Below are 18,051 nucleotides of genomic sequence, written 5' to 3'. Positions count from 1 at the left end.
TGCTCAGCCGTGCTAGAAAGCAAGCCTTTTGTCGCGGCTTCCGCTTTTATGTATTTTTTAAGTACAAGGGCAAGCTGTATAACCCAGCAACCATAAAGGGATGCTAGTATGACTCAAGAAGATATTCTGCAGAATCCGTCTGAATATGATCTTTCTATTGAAACCGTTGGCGTGGGAACTCTGAAGTCCCCCATGAAGGGTATCCAGTTCACTTCTGATAGCGAACAGGTTAGCCTTACTACCGACGTAAACCGTCTGAAGCACTTCTACGAAACCAACACCCCGGTCCCCAGCCTGGAAGCAGCCGGCCCTCGCGAAACCATATTCCACGACCCGGCATGGACCCGTGCAGGCATCATTACCTGCGGCGGACTTTGCCCCGGTCTGAACAGCGTGATCAAGGGTCTCGTACAGACTCTGTGGTTTGATTACGGTGTCCGCAACATTTTCGGTATCCCTTACGGTTACCGCGGTCTGAATCCCAAGTACGGTTATTCCCCCAAGGTACTGAACCCGGACGTGGTTGACGCCATCCAGGAAGACGGCGGTACCATCCTTGGTAGCTCTCGCGGCGAACAGGACCCGGCCATCATGGTAGACACCCTGATGCGTCTGAACATCAACGTGCTGTTCTGCATCGGCGGTGACGGTACCCTCCGCGGTGCCCATGCCATTGCCGAAGAAGTCAAGAAGCGCAAGCAGCCCATTTCCATTATCGGTATTCCTAAGACCATCGACAACGACTTGAACCTGATCGACAGAACCTTCGGTTTCGAAACAGCCGTTCTCAGTGCTACCGACGTCATTACCTGCGCCCATAACGAAGCCAACGGCGCCTTCAACGGTCTTGGCCTGGTAAAACTCATGGGTCGCGACTCCGGCTTTATCGCCGCCTACGCAGCACTTGCCACCACCGTGGTGAACATCTGCCTGGTTCCCGAAGTTCCCTTTACTCTGGAAGGCCTCTGCAAGGCTCTTGAAAGCCGCTACGACAACGGCAAGACTCACGCCGTGATCGCTGTTGCCGAAGGTGCCGGCCAGGAACTGTTCAACGACCAGCCCGAACGCAAGGACGCCAGCGGAAACGTCTTGAAGAACGATATCGGTGAATTCCTGACCCGAAAGATCAAGGAACACTTCAAGAACGTGGGCAAGGAAATCAACATCAAGTACTTCGACCCCAGCTACATGGTCCGCAGCACCCCGGCAAAGGGCACCGACGCCATCTTCTGCTTCCAGCTGGCTGAAGCCGCCGTACACGCTGGTATGGCCGGTAAGACCGACATGGTCGTCGGCAGCATGAACAATGTGTTCTCTCATGTTCCTATCGAATATGCTGTCAACGAACGTAAGAAGATCAACCCCAACGGAACCCTGTGGCACGCTGTTCTCGGTATGACCCGTCAGCAGGACTACTTCTCCGGTAAGGGCAAGGGCCACAAGTAATTCCATTCTTTTTAAAGTTAGCGGTACGGGAACGCAAGTTCCCAAATCCCGCTTACCCAATATCGCAAACTGTATATGTTAAAGAAAGAAGAAAAAGTTCTGATTCGCACCGCTCTAATGGAGTATCGGTATCTCTTGTTCAAGACCTACCACGGCACCGATGAAGAAAAATCCCGCATTGCCCAGCTGAACAAGCTGCTGCAGAACTGGAAGGTATGAATAAGTTCTTCGCCACATTACTGATGATTGCGATTTCTGCGACCTTTGGTTTCGCGGATTCTACAGGTGTGGCCAACGCCGGCTACAACGGTAAAGAGGATTTGCGTATCGCGGATTCCTGTTTCACCGCTCGCGCCGAACGCGCCAATGGGGATAAAGCAGACAAGAAGAATGCTAACCTGATGATCGAGAAGTATCGTGCCGCCATGGCAGACTCCTCCGTTCTCGAGGCTGCGACCGAAGGTTTGACCAAGAGTCTTTTCTTCAGTTTCCGATTCGTTCACTTCGACAAGAGCAAGCGTAAGCAGAAACTGGACAGCCTGAAGACCATCAGCGAAAACGCCTACAGGCAATTCCCCAAGAACAAGGAAATCGCCCATGTGTACGCGTCGGCCATTTCTATGTGGGGTAATGAACGCGGAGCTCTCGCCTCTGTGAAGGACGGCGTAGCCAACATTGTCCGCGACGTTTCTACCGCAGCCGAAGACTGGCAGATTCTAGGCAGGGCCCACTTTATGCTACCCTATGTTCCCCTGGTGCTTTCATGGCCCGACAAGAAGCTGGCGGACAAGTACCTGACCATGGCCCTGCAGCAGAACCCCAAGGACCTGTACAACTATTACTTCCTGGCGGATTTGAGATTTGACCAGAAGCGTTACGCCGACGCCCTGGACCTGATCGACCGCGGCCTTGCAAGAGGCGTTCGTACCAGCTACTTCCTGGAAGACAAGCGTGGACGTTGGCACCTGAAGGAACTCCAGAAGAAGATCAACGAAAGATTGGACAAGAAGTAAAAAAAATATGAACTACAAGAAACGCGACCTCAATGAGGTCGCGTTTTGCGTTTAACGTTTTTGATTACTTGTCGGAATCTTTCTTTTCTTCAGCAATCTGCTTGACACCACCCACACCTGCAAGCTTTGCACCGAACATGCTGCCCACAATGGTCTTCAAGTCGATACCTACGGAATCGGTAAGACCGTTGGTGATCTGAGAAAGAGTCTTGGTAATATCTTCTGTAAGCTTGGCGGTATTGCCTTCGCCGTACATAGTGATGCTTCCAATCTTTTCCATGGGCTTTGCGATGTTGCTTGCCACAGCAGGGAGCTGTTCAAAGAATTTTTCCAAGGTCTTCAGCTGCATTTCCTGACGAGCGGCCTCACCATACTTCTTCATGGCTTCAGCCTTCTTGTCTAGAGCTTCAGCTTCTGCAATACCCTTGGCCTTCACGGCGTCTGCTTCAGCTTCACCTTTGGCCTTGATAGCAGCTGCTTCAGCGAATGCCTTTTGCTTTTCTGCTTCTGCCACCTTGGTGATTGCCACGGCGCGCTGTTCCTCGGTGTAACGGGTTGCTTCAGCATCCTTCTGTTGCTGGAACAAGTCGGCTTCAGACTTCTGAATCATGGCCTGGCGTTCAGCTTCGGCCTTCTTCTGAATTTCAGCTTCCAGTTCCTTCTGGCGGACAGCCACCATCTTTTCGCGAACTTCAATTTCCTTTTCCTGCTTAGCGATGTTTGCTTCGGCATTGGCAATTTCAATTTCGCGACGCTGCTTCTGTTCCTGGATTTTATAGGCAGCATCAGCAATAGCCTGTTCCGTATCAGAAATCTTTTGCAGGTTAGCCTTCTTCACTGCCAGATCATTTTGCTTCTGAGCAATTTCCAGGTCAGCGGCAACAGCAGCATCGTTAGCTTCCTTCTTGGCCTGAGACTGGGCAACACTAATATCACGTTCAGCATTAGCCTTAGAAATGGCGGCTGCCTTGCGGATAGCCACAGTCTTGTCTACGCCCAAGTTTTCGATAACACCATTGCTGTCTGCAAAATTCTGGATATTGAAAGTCTGCACAATAATACCCAGCTTTTCCAAATCCGGAATAGCATTTTCAAGGACGCGTTCAGAAACCTGCTTACGGTCGCTCACCATATCAACCAGCTTCATCTGGCCCACGATTTCACGCATGTTACCTTCAAGAACGTCGACCACCATTTCCTTGATCTGTTCGGGCTTCTTGTTCAAGAAGTTCTGGGCAGAGGCCCTAAGCCTCGAAGGATCGTCAGAAATCTTCACGTTCACGACAGCATCAACAACCACATTGATGTAATCAGAAGTAGGGACTGCATTACGAGTCTTCACGTCAATAGGAATAAGCTGCAAACTCAGGTGATCCGCACGTTCAAAGAACGGAATGCAAAAACCTGCGCGACCAATGATAACACGAGGCTGTTTCTGGATACCAGATACAATCACGGCTTCATCCGGTGCAGCCTTGATATAGGCGGCAAAGAACAGGATGATGAAAAGTAAGACAAGCACACCAACGATGGCGATGATTGTTTCAGTGGACATTTGTTCTCCTTTTTTATTTTTCGTCCTTCTAGTTAACTTGTTCTCTTCCTTAATGAAGATACGATTTTTTTATCTCTTCGGATCAAAAAATCGGAAAAATCGTACAGGCGTAAACCTGCATAAATTTTTCCTTAAAAAAAGACTCGCCTACTGACAAGCGAGTCTTTTTTGCATTAGCCAAACTAGCTTTTAAGCCTGTGCCTGAACAGCAGTGAGAGCGATGGTGTAGACGATATCTTCTACCAAGGCGCCACGGGACAGGTCGTTCACCGGCTTGGCGAGGCCCTGGAGCATGGGACCGATGGCGATGGTGCCACGGGCGGAACGCTGCACGGCCTTGTAGCCGATGTTACCGGCAGACAGGTCGGGGAACACGAACACGGTTGCCTTGCCGGCCACAGCGGAACCCGGAGCCTTCAGGGAGCCAACGCTGGGAGTGGTGGCGGCGTCATACTGCAGCGGGCCATCCAGGGCCATGTCGGGGCGGGCAGCCTTGGCGATGGCGGTAGCTTCCTTCACCAGGTCAGCGTCGGGACCCTTACCGGAATTGATGGTGCTGTAGGAGAGCATGGCCACACGGCTGGGAAGGCCGAAAGCCTTTGCGGTATCGTCGCACTGGAGGGCGATGCCGGCCAGTTCTTCGGCGGTGGGGTTCAGGTTGATGGCGCAGTCGCCATAGACGTAAGTCTGACCGGGCAGGCACATGAAGAACACGGAGCTGACGGACTTGACGCCGGGAGCGCACTTGATGATCTGGAGAGCCGGACGGAGAGTGTCTGCGGTAGAATGGATGGCACCGGAAACGAGACCGTCCACTTCACCCATCTTCAGCATCATGGTTGCAAGCATCACGTTGTCCTTAAGGGCTGCGCGGGCCTGTTCTTCGGTCATGCCCTTGGACTTGCGGAGTTCGACCAGGGTGGGAACGTACTTCTCGGCAAGAGCTTCGGAGGGTTCGATAATTTCGATGCTTGCGGGGAGCTTTACGCCCTTTTCCTTGGCGACAGCTTCGATTTCCGCCTTTGCACCAATAAGGACCGGAACGGCAATGTTACGTTCTACAGCGAGAACGGCGGCCTGGACGGTACGGGGTTCGGAACCTTCGGGCAGGACAATGCGCTTTGCAGCCTTGGAAGCCTTCACCAGGAGGCCTGCGCGGAACATGGCCTGGGAGGTCTTGCGTTCGGCGGCGGGTTCAGCCAGGTCGCGGGCAATGCACTTGGGGCAATGGAGGAGGCGCTTGGGGCAGAACAGGTCGGCATCTTCGTTGTCGGAATAGATCTTGGAATCGAGAGCGGTTGCAAGGGCTTCGTTGTATGCCTGGGCGCAGACGGGGCTCATGCCTACGGCACCTTCTACCACTACCAGGTCCACGTTTTCGAAATCCTGCTTGAGGAAGTCGGCGGCGATGGTTTCCATGAGGACGGCGGTCTTGTCGGCCTTGATCTGGGCGGCGGCAGCGGCACCGTTTACAGCGGGCTTGTAGGTGGCGACCTTGAGGCCTGCGGCGGCTACGGCTTCACTTGCTTCCTTGATTTTAGCTTCCATGTTTTCGGAGGCTACGAGATATACGCGATTCATTCTGAAATCTCCATTTTTCGATTAAAGTTCTTTTTCCAGTTAGCTTTTCTTTTTACGGCATAAAAATTAGGATTTTGACTCCCCGAAAGCACCTGTTTTTTTCAAAAATGCCTTTTTTGCGAAAAAAAACGTTCAAAATCGGCGTTTATAGGCCTGTCTTATTCCAGTTCGCGGCTCCCTTCCCGACGTATCCCAATTACAAAAAAAACTTTACAAGTTATTGATACAAAAGCACTTGAGTAATGTTAAAAAAAAATTATTTTTGTGGCGGTTTTGTTGTTTGGGAAATTCTAAGGAGAGAACGGATGCGGTTGACGAACCTATTCCGGAGCTTGGCGGTTGGCCTGGCTCTGTTTACTATTTCTGCAAATGCGGCAACTGTCGCTATCGCCCATATCATTTACGAGGGTGACAGTCTTTACTATGCTGATAACGAAGAAAAGCTGAAGTACAGCTTGGTCAGCCAGGAACGCGACGGTACCTATACAATCAAGTTCAACGAAGAACGTCTTGACGACGGGAAGGCTGAACTCCGCAGGCTTCGCTTCGGTCTAAACTGCGAAAAGAATACGGACAAGTGCGGCACGTACCTCACTTCCGAAGAAAAGGATATGCCTTACCTGGCTACGCTTTTCCCGGAGTATGACCAGACCATCAAGGATCAGCCCGTTTACGAAGTCTGGCTCAAGCTGAGTCAGGGTTCTCTTGAAATTCTGCCGGGCATTCCCGACGAATACGTGGTACCCGATTCCGCCACGGTCATTATTAGGCTGCTCCCCTCCTGGAACAACACCACGGCTCTCATGACCCTCAACGGCAAGGACTACTCCATGACTCCCATCCGCGAAACCTACTGCGGATGGTTCGAAGATACCCTTAGAATTGTTCCCAAGAATGTCTACGTCTCCTTCAAGCAGACTATCGGCGACATGTACATCGGCAAGAACGGTCCCATCAAGGAACCCATCGACATCGAAGACGAAATCAAGCTGGACTCCGCACTGGCCATCGGCAAGGAACTCTGGATCGTGGCCAACCAGTATGGCGAACCCGAAATTTCTACCGCATTCCCCGAAATTCTCGGCGACTGCCCTGTAAAGAAACTGCCCGTCATGATGTTCGACTGGCTCCACGGCGACCAGGGTGATGAAAAGAACGCAATCGCACAGGCAGGCACTACAAGCCAGGACTTCGGTACCGGCGGATGTAAGGGCGAAGACAACGCCTACAAGGCCCGCCTGGGCATGGTCGAAAGGGAACTTGGCCCCAACGGCGTTCCTGTCAGGGCAAAGAACTTCCCCAAGGAATGCGAAATTACGGATCACCTTGATTACTGGTTCCTGCCCGAAGTCTTGGCAACCGATGCCGCCGGCAACCAGTACACCAACGCCACTTGCCGTGATCTGGAACTGACTCTGGACAACAAGGGTTTCTGGCTGGGTCAGAAGAACCTGGAAAGCCCCGAAAAGGGTCTCTTCTTCCTGGATGACTTCAAATTCCTGGATGAGGCAGGAACTGTTCCCAACCCCAACTTCGATTGGCTCAACGGTGGCGAAAATATCGGTACCCACAACTATGGCTTTACCATGAAGATCCAGGCCCAGTTTGAATATGTAAGGGGCCAGTACTTTGAATTCTACGGCGATGACGATGTGTGGGTTTTCATCAACAACAAGCTTGTGGTGGATATCGGCGGCCAACATCACCAGGTTAGCGGTTCTGTAAAGCTGGATACCATCGGACAGGATACAGGCGACCCCCTGATTCCTGGCGAAACCTACCCGTTCCACATTTTCTACGCAGAACGTCACAAGGATGAATCCAACTTCAAGATGCGTACGTCTATCGACCTGAAGACTGACGCCAGCATGTTCCTGAAGGACATTCCCGGTGGCGAAAAGGTTATCCAGAAGGAAGTTTGGCAGATTGTCCGTAAGACCGCCCTGGCCTGCGACTTCTCTACAAGCCCCGAACTTCGCGACACCACTCTCGGCCCCTCAACATTCACCTTGTTCGGTAAGAGTCTGGCCAAGGGAGGCATCGCCCTCTCCAAGCTTGATTCCGCCTACTATAGCGGTATCAAGGTCACCAATGACTATACCATGCTTACCATTGACCTGCAGGCGATCGGCTTTGCACAGAGTCTGCCGCCGGGAACCTACTACGTACGCGTAGCCCTCCGCGACAGTCCCGACCAGTACAAGGACGTCTACTTTACCGTGGATCCCTACGAACTGCCCAACCTGGCATACGCAAGCGTCAAGGATTCTAGCTACTGTGTCGCCAACATCAGCGAAACGGCAGATTCCACAATGGACTCCACTTGCTACACCCAGTACTGGCACGCATTCGGTAACGAGATCTCCCGCGACGTTTCCAGCGATACTCTCCCTGTTAGCCTCGACCGTACTGAACGTATGTGGGCAGGACGCTCCTACCCCGTCAACATCATGTATGCAGAAGAATGGGCTACTATCTATAGCGGTATCGCAGTATCCATCATTTCTACTAACCCGAACCTGATCGCATGCGACTCCCTGGGCAACATCATTGACGAAGTGGTCCTGGTAGCAGGCCATGCCAGCTTCTATATCAAGGCCCAGGACGAGGTGATTAACGCCACCTTGACAATCAAGAGTGCAGGCGCCAAGAACGCTTCTGTAGACTGGACAAACATCAACATTGCAGTCCCGCCTGTTCCGCAGATTGATTCCGCATTCATCTACGACAGAAATGGCGATGGACGCGCTGACAGCATCTGGCTTCACTTCAACAAGGCCCTCGGCGGCCAGAGTGTTCTGGATTCCCTGAAGTTCGTATTCGGTAGCAATTTCGATACCCCCTACAAGGCAGTCTACAACGACGGTGAAGATTTCGCCTATGTCGTTGCAAGTGGTTCGGGATTCAGCACCTCGATCTATACCGGCGGTGCAATGGCTCCCTACAACGGAAAGATTACCGTTTACTACACCTACACTGACGAATCCGGCAAGCAGTCCTACTTCCCTGTGGAAGGTATCCTGTACGACAGAGTCGGTCCTGTTATCGTCGCCGCTGAAATTGAATACATGAGCGACGGTAATACGTTCCTGAGACTGTCCTTCAGTGAAGGCGTCAACGAGGAAAACGCAAACATTGATTTGTTCAGTTTCCACTGCTGGAAGGACAAGGTTCTTCATACTGTAGTAAAGACCCCCGGAAGAATCGGCGCAGGACAGCCCAACCAGTGGAGTCTTGTCTTCTCCAAGGGTAGCACACAGGATATCGTCCCTGCCGTAGGCGACTCCATCAGGTTCACGGTTCCCTCTATGGGCGGACAGGCTCACGACCTAATCGGAATTCTCCCCCACGAAGGAAACCCCTGGGTACGAATCACCGGCGAGCAGAAGGTTACCGTTACCAGCCCGAAGGTTGTGGCCCTGGATCCTGCCGCAGAGAATTTCGAGAGCGCAAAGGAAATCATTACCAACCCCAACGCCACGGTTCCGAAGCTGGTCGTTAGCGAACAGGCCATGAGCGCAGAGCAGGTCGCCGCAGTTTACGGCACACAGGGTCATTACCTGGGAGACCTGGACATGGCACAGTTGGTAGAAAATGAGATTGCCGAAATTGTGAAGGCCGTTCAGAGCACTCCCAGCTACGTAGACAAGAAGGCAGCAAACGATCCCGCTAACGCCGACAAGACCTACACCATCGATGAAATCATCGCCGCCGTCGCAAACGGTACCATGAGCATCGGTGAAGCCAAGGACAGATTTGACCTCAGCGAAGTCATCGTAGACGCTTACGAAAACGGTCTTCTGAATGTCGAAAATCTGCACTACTACTCCAGCGGTACCGAAGCCGACATCAAGAACATCGTCTCTACCGTTGCAGAAAGCACCGTGCTGACTTACAAGACCTTCTACTACACCAGCCTTGGCCACTATGTTAGCGGTCAGACCGGCAGACTGACCTGTAACGACGACATCTTCAAGGATGGCGGACGCAAGAACTGCCTGGATTCCGACGGCAAGCTGTTCCTGGCCTGGAACATGCGCGCAGACAACGGAAGACTCGCCGCAACTGGTGTCTACATCGCCCGTCTGGAAATCAAGATCAAGGTAAACACCAAGACCATTACCGACAAGACCCAGGACTTCCTCTGGGGCGTCCGTCGCGGTCAGGTTAACGCCATTGACCTTGGTCTCTAATTAGACTGTTCTAAAAAATTCTTACACGGAATCCCCCTGCCAAAGGGGGATTTTTTTTGGAACGAACTCCCCCAAAAAGGCCTCAAAAAAAGTTTTCTCCGGTATTTTTACAAAAACGCACTCTTTACTTGTTGCATTCCAATCAGGAATAATTTATTTCTACGGAGACCTAGAGACTCGTTTGGTGTAGCGAGCCTCACTAAGGAGAGATTGGATGGTGTGTAGAGTACTTCTTGAGAAGGCAAGGAAGTTGCCTTCCCTTGTTTCGTTTAACAAATTTAAACCCCTTCGTGCGATCGCACAGGCAGGGTTAGTCTTGGGCCTTTCGGCCGCAGCGTTCGCCGCAGATTACACCGCTGACGTGGAATACGCCGACGGAAATCTCTATTACACCGTTACTTCAGGCAGAAACAATCTCACGAGATGTACAAGCCTCGCCAATGGCATTTCTTTCTCTACAGTGGATGTCAAGAACGTCACCATCAATTTATACACCAACAGGAACTGCAATACTCCCCTGACAGTCCAGCGCAGAAACGTCACCATCAAGGGCGCGGACCTCTTCAAGGACGGAGCCACTTCAGCAACAGCCACACTCGGCAAAGACGGCAAGCTGACTCTCGAAGAACCCGGCAGCCGAAAGACGATCGCCTTCTTTACCCCCTGGAGCAACACCAACGCCATCCTCTTCATGAACGGCGACTCCGTGGGCATCATGCAGCCCATCAAGAATTATTGTGGCTGGTTCGCCGCATCGGTCAAAACTCCCGAAAATGGACTCAAGGTTTACTTTAAACAGACTGTCGGTCGTAACTATGTAGGCGCAGAAGGCGTCACCATCACCGAACCGACCATCGCCAGCGAAATCTCCCTGGATTCCATCGCCAGCATTTCCGACACCATCTGGGTGCAGGGTTACAAGGCAGACGTTCCCGCCTTATTCTCCAAGTACCCCGGCGTCCTAGGAGACTGCCCCCTCAAGAAATTCCCCGTTACCGTATTTGACTGGCTTCATGGCGACAAGGGCGACGGTGACGATCCCGGCAAGAACGGCGACCCCGCCAACGGTGTCAGCGCCGACTTCGGTTCTGGCGGTTGTGGCGGATCCAACAACAACAAGGGATATATGGGAGGCATGGTCCAGAAGAATCTGGGTCCCAACGGCGTTCCCGTTCCCGCAGATCCGTTCCCTGGAGACTGCAAGATTACCACCCACCTGGCAAACTGGTTCCTGCCCGAAGTGGTGGCTACCGATGCCGCCGGCACCCAGTACACCAACATGACCTGCCGCGACATTTACATCTCTATGGACAAGGAAGGTTTCTGGCTGGCCGAAGTTTCCTCTGACAATGTTTCCGAAGGAAATGACGCCACCAAGGGCGGCATGTTCCTTGTAGACGACTTTGAATTCCTGGATGACGCCAAGACCGTCAAGAATCCCTACTTTGACCAGCTAGGCAACGGCCAGAAGCATAACTTCGGTTTCGCCGTCAAGATCCAAGCCACCTTTGAATACGTTCCCGGTCAGTACTTCGACTTCTACGGCGATGACGACGTGTGGGTCTTTATCGACAACCGCCTGGCAGTAGATATCGGTGGCCAGCACCGACAGGTTGCAGGTGCCGTAGACCTGGACACCATGGGACTTGTCGAAGGAACTACCTATGACTTCCATATTTTCTATGTGGAACGCCATACCAGTTCTTCTAATTTCCGTATGCGTACATCCATCGACCTGCAGGTGGACGCCTCCATTTTCGTAACGTCCATCCCCCTGGGTGATGAAACCAATTACAAGGTCTGGCAGGTCAATAAGAAGAACAAGCTTTCCTGCGGTTATGACGCCAACTCTACAGAAACGGATACTACAGGCGGCGCTTCCACATTCAAGCTTACCGGCGGCAATCTTTCTGAACCCCAGATTCTTGATGTGGGCTTGCATTACGAAGGCCTCAACATTACCAGCGACTCTACATTCAGCGTCAACGTAGAAGCCATCAAGGCCAACGGCGCCCTGGCTCCGGGCCACTACTTCCTGGAAATCACCCTGAAGTCCGATCCCAGCCAGACTACAAAGGTCGAAATTACCGTCCCTGCCTACGACCTCCCCAGCGTAGCATTCGCAAAGGAAGACTGGACAGTCCTCGGCACGGCCGTTTCTGGCGACACCACTCAGATCGGCGAATGGGCTTACGCCACCTACCAGGTCAACATCACCTTCTTTGAAGAATGGGCTACAGTCAATAATTATAACAGAAAGATCAACCTGTCCTTCTCTGACGTAAACATCGACATTCTTGATACCATCGGCGGAAAGAAGATTACTTCCGTCAACCTGGATTCCAACGGCAGAGCCACCTTCTACGTACACGCCAACGCCCCTGTTACCGGAGCAACACTTACCATCAAGGGCGCAGCAGCAGGTTCTTCTGCCTGGACAAAATTGAATTTTGCCGATCCGCCAATTCCGCAGATCGTTACAGCAACCATTTTTGACAGAAACGGTGACGGTCGAGCCGACAGCCTATATGCACAGTTCGACAGAAGCCTTTCTGACAAGAGCCGTCTGGATTCCATTCAGTTTGAATTTGGCGAAGCCTTTATGGCAACCGACAAGTTCAGACTCATCAACAACAATACCATCGTCCTGACCGCCGAAGATATCGATGTTGAAAAATGCACCGACGCCAAGTGTGGTTTCGGTAGCCGCCAGTTCACCGGAGGTGCAACCAATATCTACACAGGTTCCCTGAACAACTGGTTCACCTACAAGGACAATGGAAAGACAAGTCAGTTCTACAAGGAAAACGAACCCATCAGCGACGGCATGGGCCCCATTATCGTAAGTGCCGTGAAGTCCAAGAGCAACGATGGTAACCGCCACCTGGCACTGACTTTCAGCGAAGCCATCTCAGACGATTCCCGTATTCAGTTCGCCACCATGTTTGAATTTATCTGCATGCGCGGTGGCATCAACGAGAATCCCGAAACCCCGGTACTGCAATCCGGTAGCGGCAATACCATGACCCTGGTTTATAGTTCGACCACACAGGACGCCGTATTGCCCAACAATGGAGACCTGATCCGCTTTGTCCCCGGAAACGGTTCCGCAAACGAGACCATCGACCTTGTTGGCAACGCTCCCCACAAGGACAACGCCTGGGTAACCATCACTGGCGACCAGGAACTGACCAACGAAAGTCCGGGAGTCATTTCTATCGGCGATGACCCCTACGGCATCATCAAGAAGGATACCGTCACACAGAGCCTGCTGATCACCAACACTACCCAGGACGCTCAGCAGATCGGCGACTCCCTCGGTGTTCAGGGCAGCCTCATTGACTACGACATTTCCAAGATCATGTTGGAAGAAACCCAGAAGGACATCAACTCGCTGGACGCATTCATCGAATCTCAGCTGGGAAGCACCACGACCTACGATACGACATATATATGCATCAGCGAAGAAGAAGCCCTGACGCAGGTCTTTGCCGATATCAGAACCGGAGTGGTTGGCGAAAACTTCGGCTTTAGCGAAGCCACCGTCATCGCCATCATGGAAGGTACTATCAACGAAAGCAATTACCAGTCCGCCCTAACAGCAGAAGAAAAGGGCATCATAGCCAAACTGACCGAAGACAATATTGAAGCCAGCAGGGACACCCTGACCGAAATCAGTTCCATTTCGACCACCACCCAGACGGATTTGTTCAACTCGATCAGGGCAGGTCTACTTGATGAAAAATTGAAGCAGGCCGGAGTCAGCCAGACCGTCATTGACGCCATCAAGGACGGCACCCTGAACGAATACAACATCGAAGAATTCCGCAACGGTTCCAAGTCCCTGATTGCAGACGACGCCATAGAACTCTTCTACCGTACACGTTACTACAGCCAGTATGGCGAATATGTGGGCGGAACTTCCAAGTCCATCAAGTGCTCCGACAAGGAAATCTATGGCGAAGAAGGCTGCATGAAGAACAAGGGCAAGATCTTCCTGGCCTGGAACATGCGCTCCAACAACGGCCGCCTCGTGGGAACCGGTGTGTATATCGCCCGACTGGAACTGAAGATTATCGTAAACGGCAAGACCACCATGCATCAGACCCGCGACAAGCTGTGGGGCGTGCGCCGTGGAAAAGTCAACAAGCTTGGCCTAGAATTCGGGCCCTAGAAAAGAAATTAAACCTCTCTCATTAAAGGTGTCCGGCCAAATGCCGGCGCCTTTTCTTTTTTTTGCCCGCTGACCTTCATTTTTACACACTTACTAAACAAAATCAACAAATTCTTACACAGTTATTTTTAAAAAACATTGATTTTTACAAGATTTTAAATATTTTTGAAAAACTTCTTCAAATATTTGAAATTATTTCTAAACACTTCGTCTAAAAATGGGATTAGAGCAAATGGGTGTTTAGAAGGAGAAATCTATATGTGGTGTAAGAATCTCTCCAAAACAATCCTCATGGGACTCGCCTTGAGCGCATGTCTCGTTGCCGCTAGACCCGGTACCAACAACACAGACCGCCCGGGCAACGAAACTCCCGCAACAAAAACCCCGGCCAAAGTCCTCCGTTTTCTTGCCCCCTGGACCAACACCAACGCCATCGCCTACGTCAACGGAGATTCCATCGGTGTCATGACTGCCGTAGACAAATACTGCGGCTGGTACGAAACGAAAATCAGCAAACCCGATGGTGAGTTCAGCGTCTATTTCAAGCAGACCGTAGGAAACAAATTCTACAGCGCAGAAGGCGTCGTTTCTAAAGCCCCCGGCACCGAAAACGAAATCAGCCTGGACAGTCTGGCGGCCGAAGGCGACACCCTCTGGATTCGCGCCTATAAGGCAGACGCACCCGCCCTCTTTACCCAATACCCAGGCATCCTGGGAGATTGCCCCACCAGAAAACTCCCCGTCATGATGTTCGACTGGTATGACGGCAGCCGCGACAACCACAAGAAATTCAGGCCCACCACCCGCGACGAAAGCCTCTGCAACCTGGGCGACGGCGCGGACCACTGCACCGACACATTCGGCGGCGTGGGAACCAGCGCAGACTTCGGCGGCGACAACGTAAACCTCTGCTGGCCCAATTCCCCCATGTCCAAGAGGGACTACACCGAAGAAGACCGCAATCTCATTGACTACACCGCCAGTCTCGACCAGGTGCTGGAAGGCATGGTGGAACGCAAACTGGGAAAGAACGGTGTCCCCGTCCGAAATGAGAATTTTGACTGGAAAGGAAAGTGCCGTAACGCAGAACATCTGAATCAATGGTTCCTGCCCGAAACGTTGGTGGTCAAGAATGGCAAGGCCTACACAAACGCCACCTGCCGCAACATGACCCTGCAACTGGACGAAGACGGCATTTGGCGCGCCCAGATGGACAGCGATACAAAATCTTCCGTAGGCGAGGCCCGTGGCGGCATGTTCCTGATCGACGATTTCCAATGGCTGGATTCAGCAAAGACAATTCCCAACCCTTATTACGATTCCATCCCCAGCGGATTCGCCGGCATTGACGGCAGCGGGAAAAGTTCCAGCAACGCCTACCATAATTACGGCATGTCCATGAAGGTGCAGGCCAACTTCGAATATGTCCGCGGCCAGTACTTTGAATTTTTGGGCGACGATGATGTATGGGTTTACATCGACGGAAAGCTAGTGGTGGATATCGGCGGCGTTCACGACAGAAGAAGCCGCGCCGTAGACCTGGACACCCTTGGCCTGATCGAAGGAAATACCTACGTATTCAACATCTTCTACACGGAACGCTACAAGGTCGAAGGAAACTTCAAGATGCGAACATCCATGGACCTGAAAGCCGACGCCAGCCTACTCATCTCCAGCTACGCAGAAAAGAATCTAAAGAGTTACGAAATCTGGCAGGTCAACAAGCGCGACGCCCTGAGCTGCGACTTTTCCAACAGCCAAACTACAACGGATACAACCGGCGGCGCCTCCACCTTCAAGCTGTCCGGAGGAAACCTGGACGACCCTCAGGAGCTGGGAATCGGCGACTGGTACGAAGGCATTCATATCACCAGCGACTCTACGTTCAGCATCGACTCGGCCGCCATCGTCGACAATTACACTCTGGCTCCGGGACATTACTTCCTTGAAATTTCCCTGAAGTCCGATCCCAGTCAGACAACCTCTATTGAGATAACCATCCCCTCTTACAGCATTCCCAGCGTTGCGTTCACCGACAGCACCTGGAAAATCCTGGGACAGGAAATTTCCGGAGACACCCTGCAAATCGGACACTGGGCCAACACCGAATACGACGTGTACATTTCCTTCTTCGAGGATTGGGCACAGGTCAACAATTACAACAAGAAAATTAATTTGTCCATTTCACATCCGGCTGTAGACATCCTTGATACAAATGGGGACGTCATCACTTACGTCAACCTGGACAAGGAGGGCAGAGCCCACTTCAGGATTCGCGCAAACAGTGCCGTCGAGGGAGTCACCTTGGTCGCCAAGGGATCCGCAGCCTCGGCATCCTACTGGAAGAACCTGAACTTCGATAACTCTCCGGAACCCCACATCACCAAGGCCATCATCTTTGATAGGAACGGCGACGGCAGAGCAGACAGCCTTTATATTGAACTGGACAAGAAGCTGGATTCCAAGAACATACTGAATGACATCCAGTTCACGTTTGGAGAATCCTTCCCCACCACAAAGGATTTCGACATTTCTTCTAGCGGAGACGAAATCATCGTCACGGTGGACTGCGACGACAACATCTGCGGTTTCGGCAAGAAGCAATTTACCGGCGGAGAATCCGAAAAATATTTCGGTTCCATCAAGGCCAACTTTACCTACAAGGAAAATGGAATCGAGGAACACTTCAGCCCTTATTACGAAAACATCATCGAAGACGGCATCGGCCCCATCATCGTAAAGGCTGTCGCCGCCAAAAAATCCGATGGAAACCGCGAACTCGCTCTCACTTTCAGCGAAGCCATTACAGACAAATCAAGGGAATATTTCAAGAATCTTTTTGAATACACCTGCATGCGTTCCGGAGTCAACGAAAAGCCGGAATCCGCCATCCAGCAAAGCGGCAGCGACAACACCATGACTCTCATCTTTAGACAGTCTACGGATAACGCCATCCTGCCCACCAACGGCGACCTGATTCGTTTCGCCACCTCCGCAAGCAACACCGCAGAAGACCTGCTGGGCAACGCGCCCCATCGCGACAATCCCTGGGCTACCATCACCGGCAACCAGGAAGTTTCCAACGAAAGTCCGTCCCTCATTACAGTCAGTACCGAAAACGAAATTATTGCCAACCCTGCAGCCTCCCAGCCCATGCTCAACGCCGACAGCAACTTGACCGCGCAGGAGATCGGCGAAAAGTACGGCGTGCAGGGCAACCTCCTCAGTTTCAACATCGCAAAAATCATGCTGGACGAAACGGGAGAACAGTTCAACATCCTGGACGCATTCATCGAAAGCCGCACAGGCACCGAAGCCACGGATCGCTACGACACCACCTACACCCTCACCAAGGACGAAGCCCTGGAACAGCTCTTCGTGGACATTAGCGCAGGTATCATTGGCGAATCCTACGGCATCAGCGATGAAGCCGCGCAGCTGATTTCCGAAGGAAAGGTGACCGCCAAAAATTACAAAAGCGCCGGCCTGGCCGACAGCGTCATTGAAGCCATCGAGAGCCTTTCCCTGAAGAACTACGAAGACGGCATGAAGGTTACAAAGGTCACCTCCACCACAACAGTTTCGATCCAGGACATTCTGGATTCCATCGCAAGCGGCTGCTTCGACAAGGAACTGAAAGAGGCGGGCATTAGCGATGCCACCTTGCAGGCCATCAAGGACGGAAGCATCGACGAGGCACTCATCAACGAATACCATCTGGCAGGAAATACAGACAAAGAAACCTTCCTGCGAGAGCATTCAAACCTGATCGTTTCCGCAGATGCAGTCACCCTGAAATACCGCACCCGCTACTACAGCCAGTATGGCGAATACGTAGGCGGAGCCGCAGGCGAAATCAACTGCAACAGCGACCTCTATAAAGATGCGTCCGGTGAAGGTTCCTGCCTAGACCACGAAGGGGAACGCCTCTTCCTGGCATGGAACATGCGCGACAGAACCGGCAGACTGGTCGGAACCGGCGTCTACATCGGACGACTGGAATTAAGAATAGAAGTCAACGGCAAGACCATACTGAACCAGACCCGCGACAAGCTCTGGGGAGTCCGCCGAACAAGGCCGTAACTCCAG

Annotated in this window: 8 protein-coding genes; 6 read left to right on the top strand and 2 right to left on the bottom strand. The window is 52.2% G+C overall.

Features of this window, described 5'->3' with window-relative positions:
* Positions 1–108 precede the first annotated feature (108 nt).
* The 3 genes from B7992_RS09345 to B7992_RS09340 all read left to right on the top strand — a co-directional run bounded on the left by B7992_RS09345 (position 109) and on the right by B7992_RS09340 (position 2,459).
* The gene (locus B7992_RS09345) at positions 109–1,446 is read left to right on the top strand and encodes an ATP-dependent 6-phosphofructokinase (protein WP_088666120.1); all 1,338 of its coding nucleotides are present in this window, start codon (positions 109–111) and stop codon (positions 1,444–1,446) included.
* A 75-nt stretch (positions 1,447–1,521) separates the two neighbouring features.
* Positions 1,522–1,665: a hypothetical protein gene (locus tag B7992_RS16655; protein WP_158236530.1), complete on the top strand. Its 144-nt coding sequence runs from the start codon at positions 1,522–1,524 to the stop codon at positions 1,663–1,665.
* Positions 1,662–2,459, top strand: coding sequence for a hypothetical protein (locus B7992_RS09340; protein WP_073161159.1), 798 nt, complete (start codon positions 1,662–1,664; stop codon positions 2,457–2,459). The genes B7992_RS16655 and B7992_RS09340 overlap by 4 nt, the downstream gene beginning before the upstream one ends.
* Positions 2,460–2,523: 64 nt before the next feature.
* Here the strand turns inward: B7992_RS09340 and B7992_RS09335 are convergent, their stop codons facing one another.
* Together B7992_RS09335 and pta are read right to left on the bottom strand one after the other, a co-directional pair.
* Complete coding sequence (locus B7992_RS09335) at positions 2,524–4,014, bottom strand: flotillin family protein (RefSeq protein ID WP_073161160.1); 1,491 nt, start codon at positions 4,012–4,014, stop codon at positions 2,524–2,526.
* A 189-nt stretch (positions 4,015–4,203) separates the two neighbouring features.
* A complete protein-coding gene (pta, locus tag B7992_RS09330; RefSeq protein ID WP_088666119.1) occupies positions 4,204–5,595 on the bottom strand; it encodes a phosphate acetyltransferase in 1,392 nt (463 codons plus the stop codon).
* A 305-nt stretch (positions 5,596–5,900) separates the two neighbouring features.
* Here pta and B7992_RS09325 point away from each other — a divergent pair, with 305 nt between their 5' ends.
* The 3 genes from B7992_RS09325 to B7992_RS09315 all read left to right on the top strand — a co-directional run bounded on the left by B7992_RS09325 (position 5,901) and on the right by B7992_RS09315 (position 18,045).
* The gene (locus tag B7992_RS09325) at positions 5,901–9,788 is read left to right on the top strand and encodes a fibro-slime domain-containing protein (protein ID WP_088666118.1); all 3,888 of its coding nucleotides are present in this window, start codon (positions 5,901–5,903) and stop codon (positions 9,786–9,788) included.
* A 316-nt stretch (positions 9,789–10,104) separates the two neighbouring features.
* A complete protein-coding gene (locus B7992_RS09320) occupies positions 10,105–13,962 on the top strand; it encodes a fibro-slime domain-containing protein (RefSeq protein WP_254917667.1) in 3,858 nt (1,285 codons plus the stop codon).
* A 258-nt stretch (positions 13,963–14,220) separates the two neighbouring features.
* Positions 14,221–18,045, top strand: a complete 3,825-nt coding sequence (locus tag B7992_RS09315) for a fibro-slime domain-containing protein (protein WP_088666117.1) — start codon at positions 14,221–14,223, stop codon at positions 18,043–18,045.
* Positions 18,046–18,051: the final 6 nt, after the last annotated feature.

Source organism: Fibrobacter sp. UWH1 (assembly GCF_002210365.1).
GTDB lineage: Bacteria > Fibrobacterota > Fibrobacteria > Fibrobacterales > Fibrobacteraceae > Fibrobacter.
The sequence above is the reverse complement of the archived record's forward strand: the minus strand, read 5'-3'. Positions and strand labels throughout refer to the sequence as shown.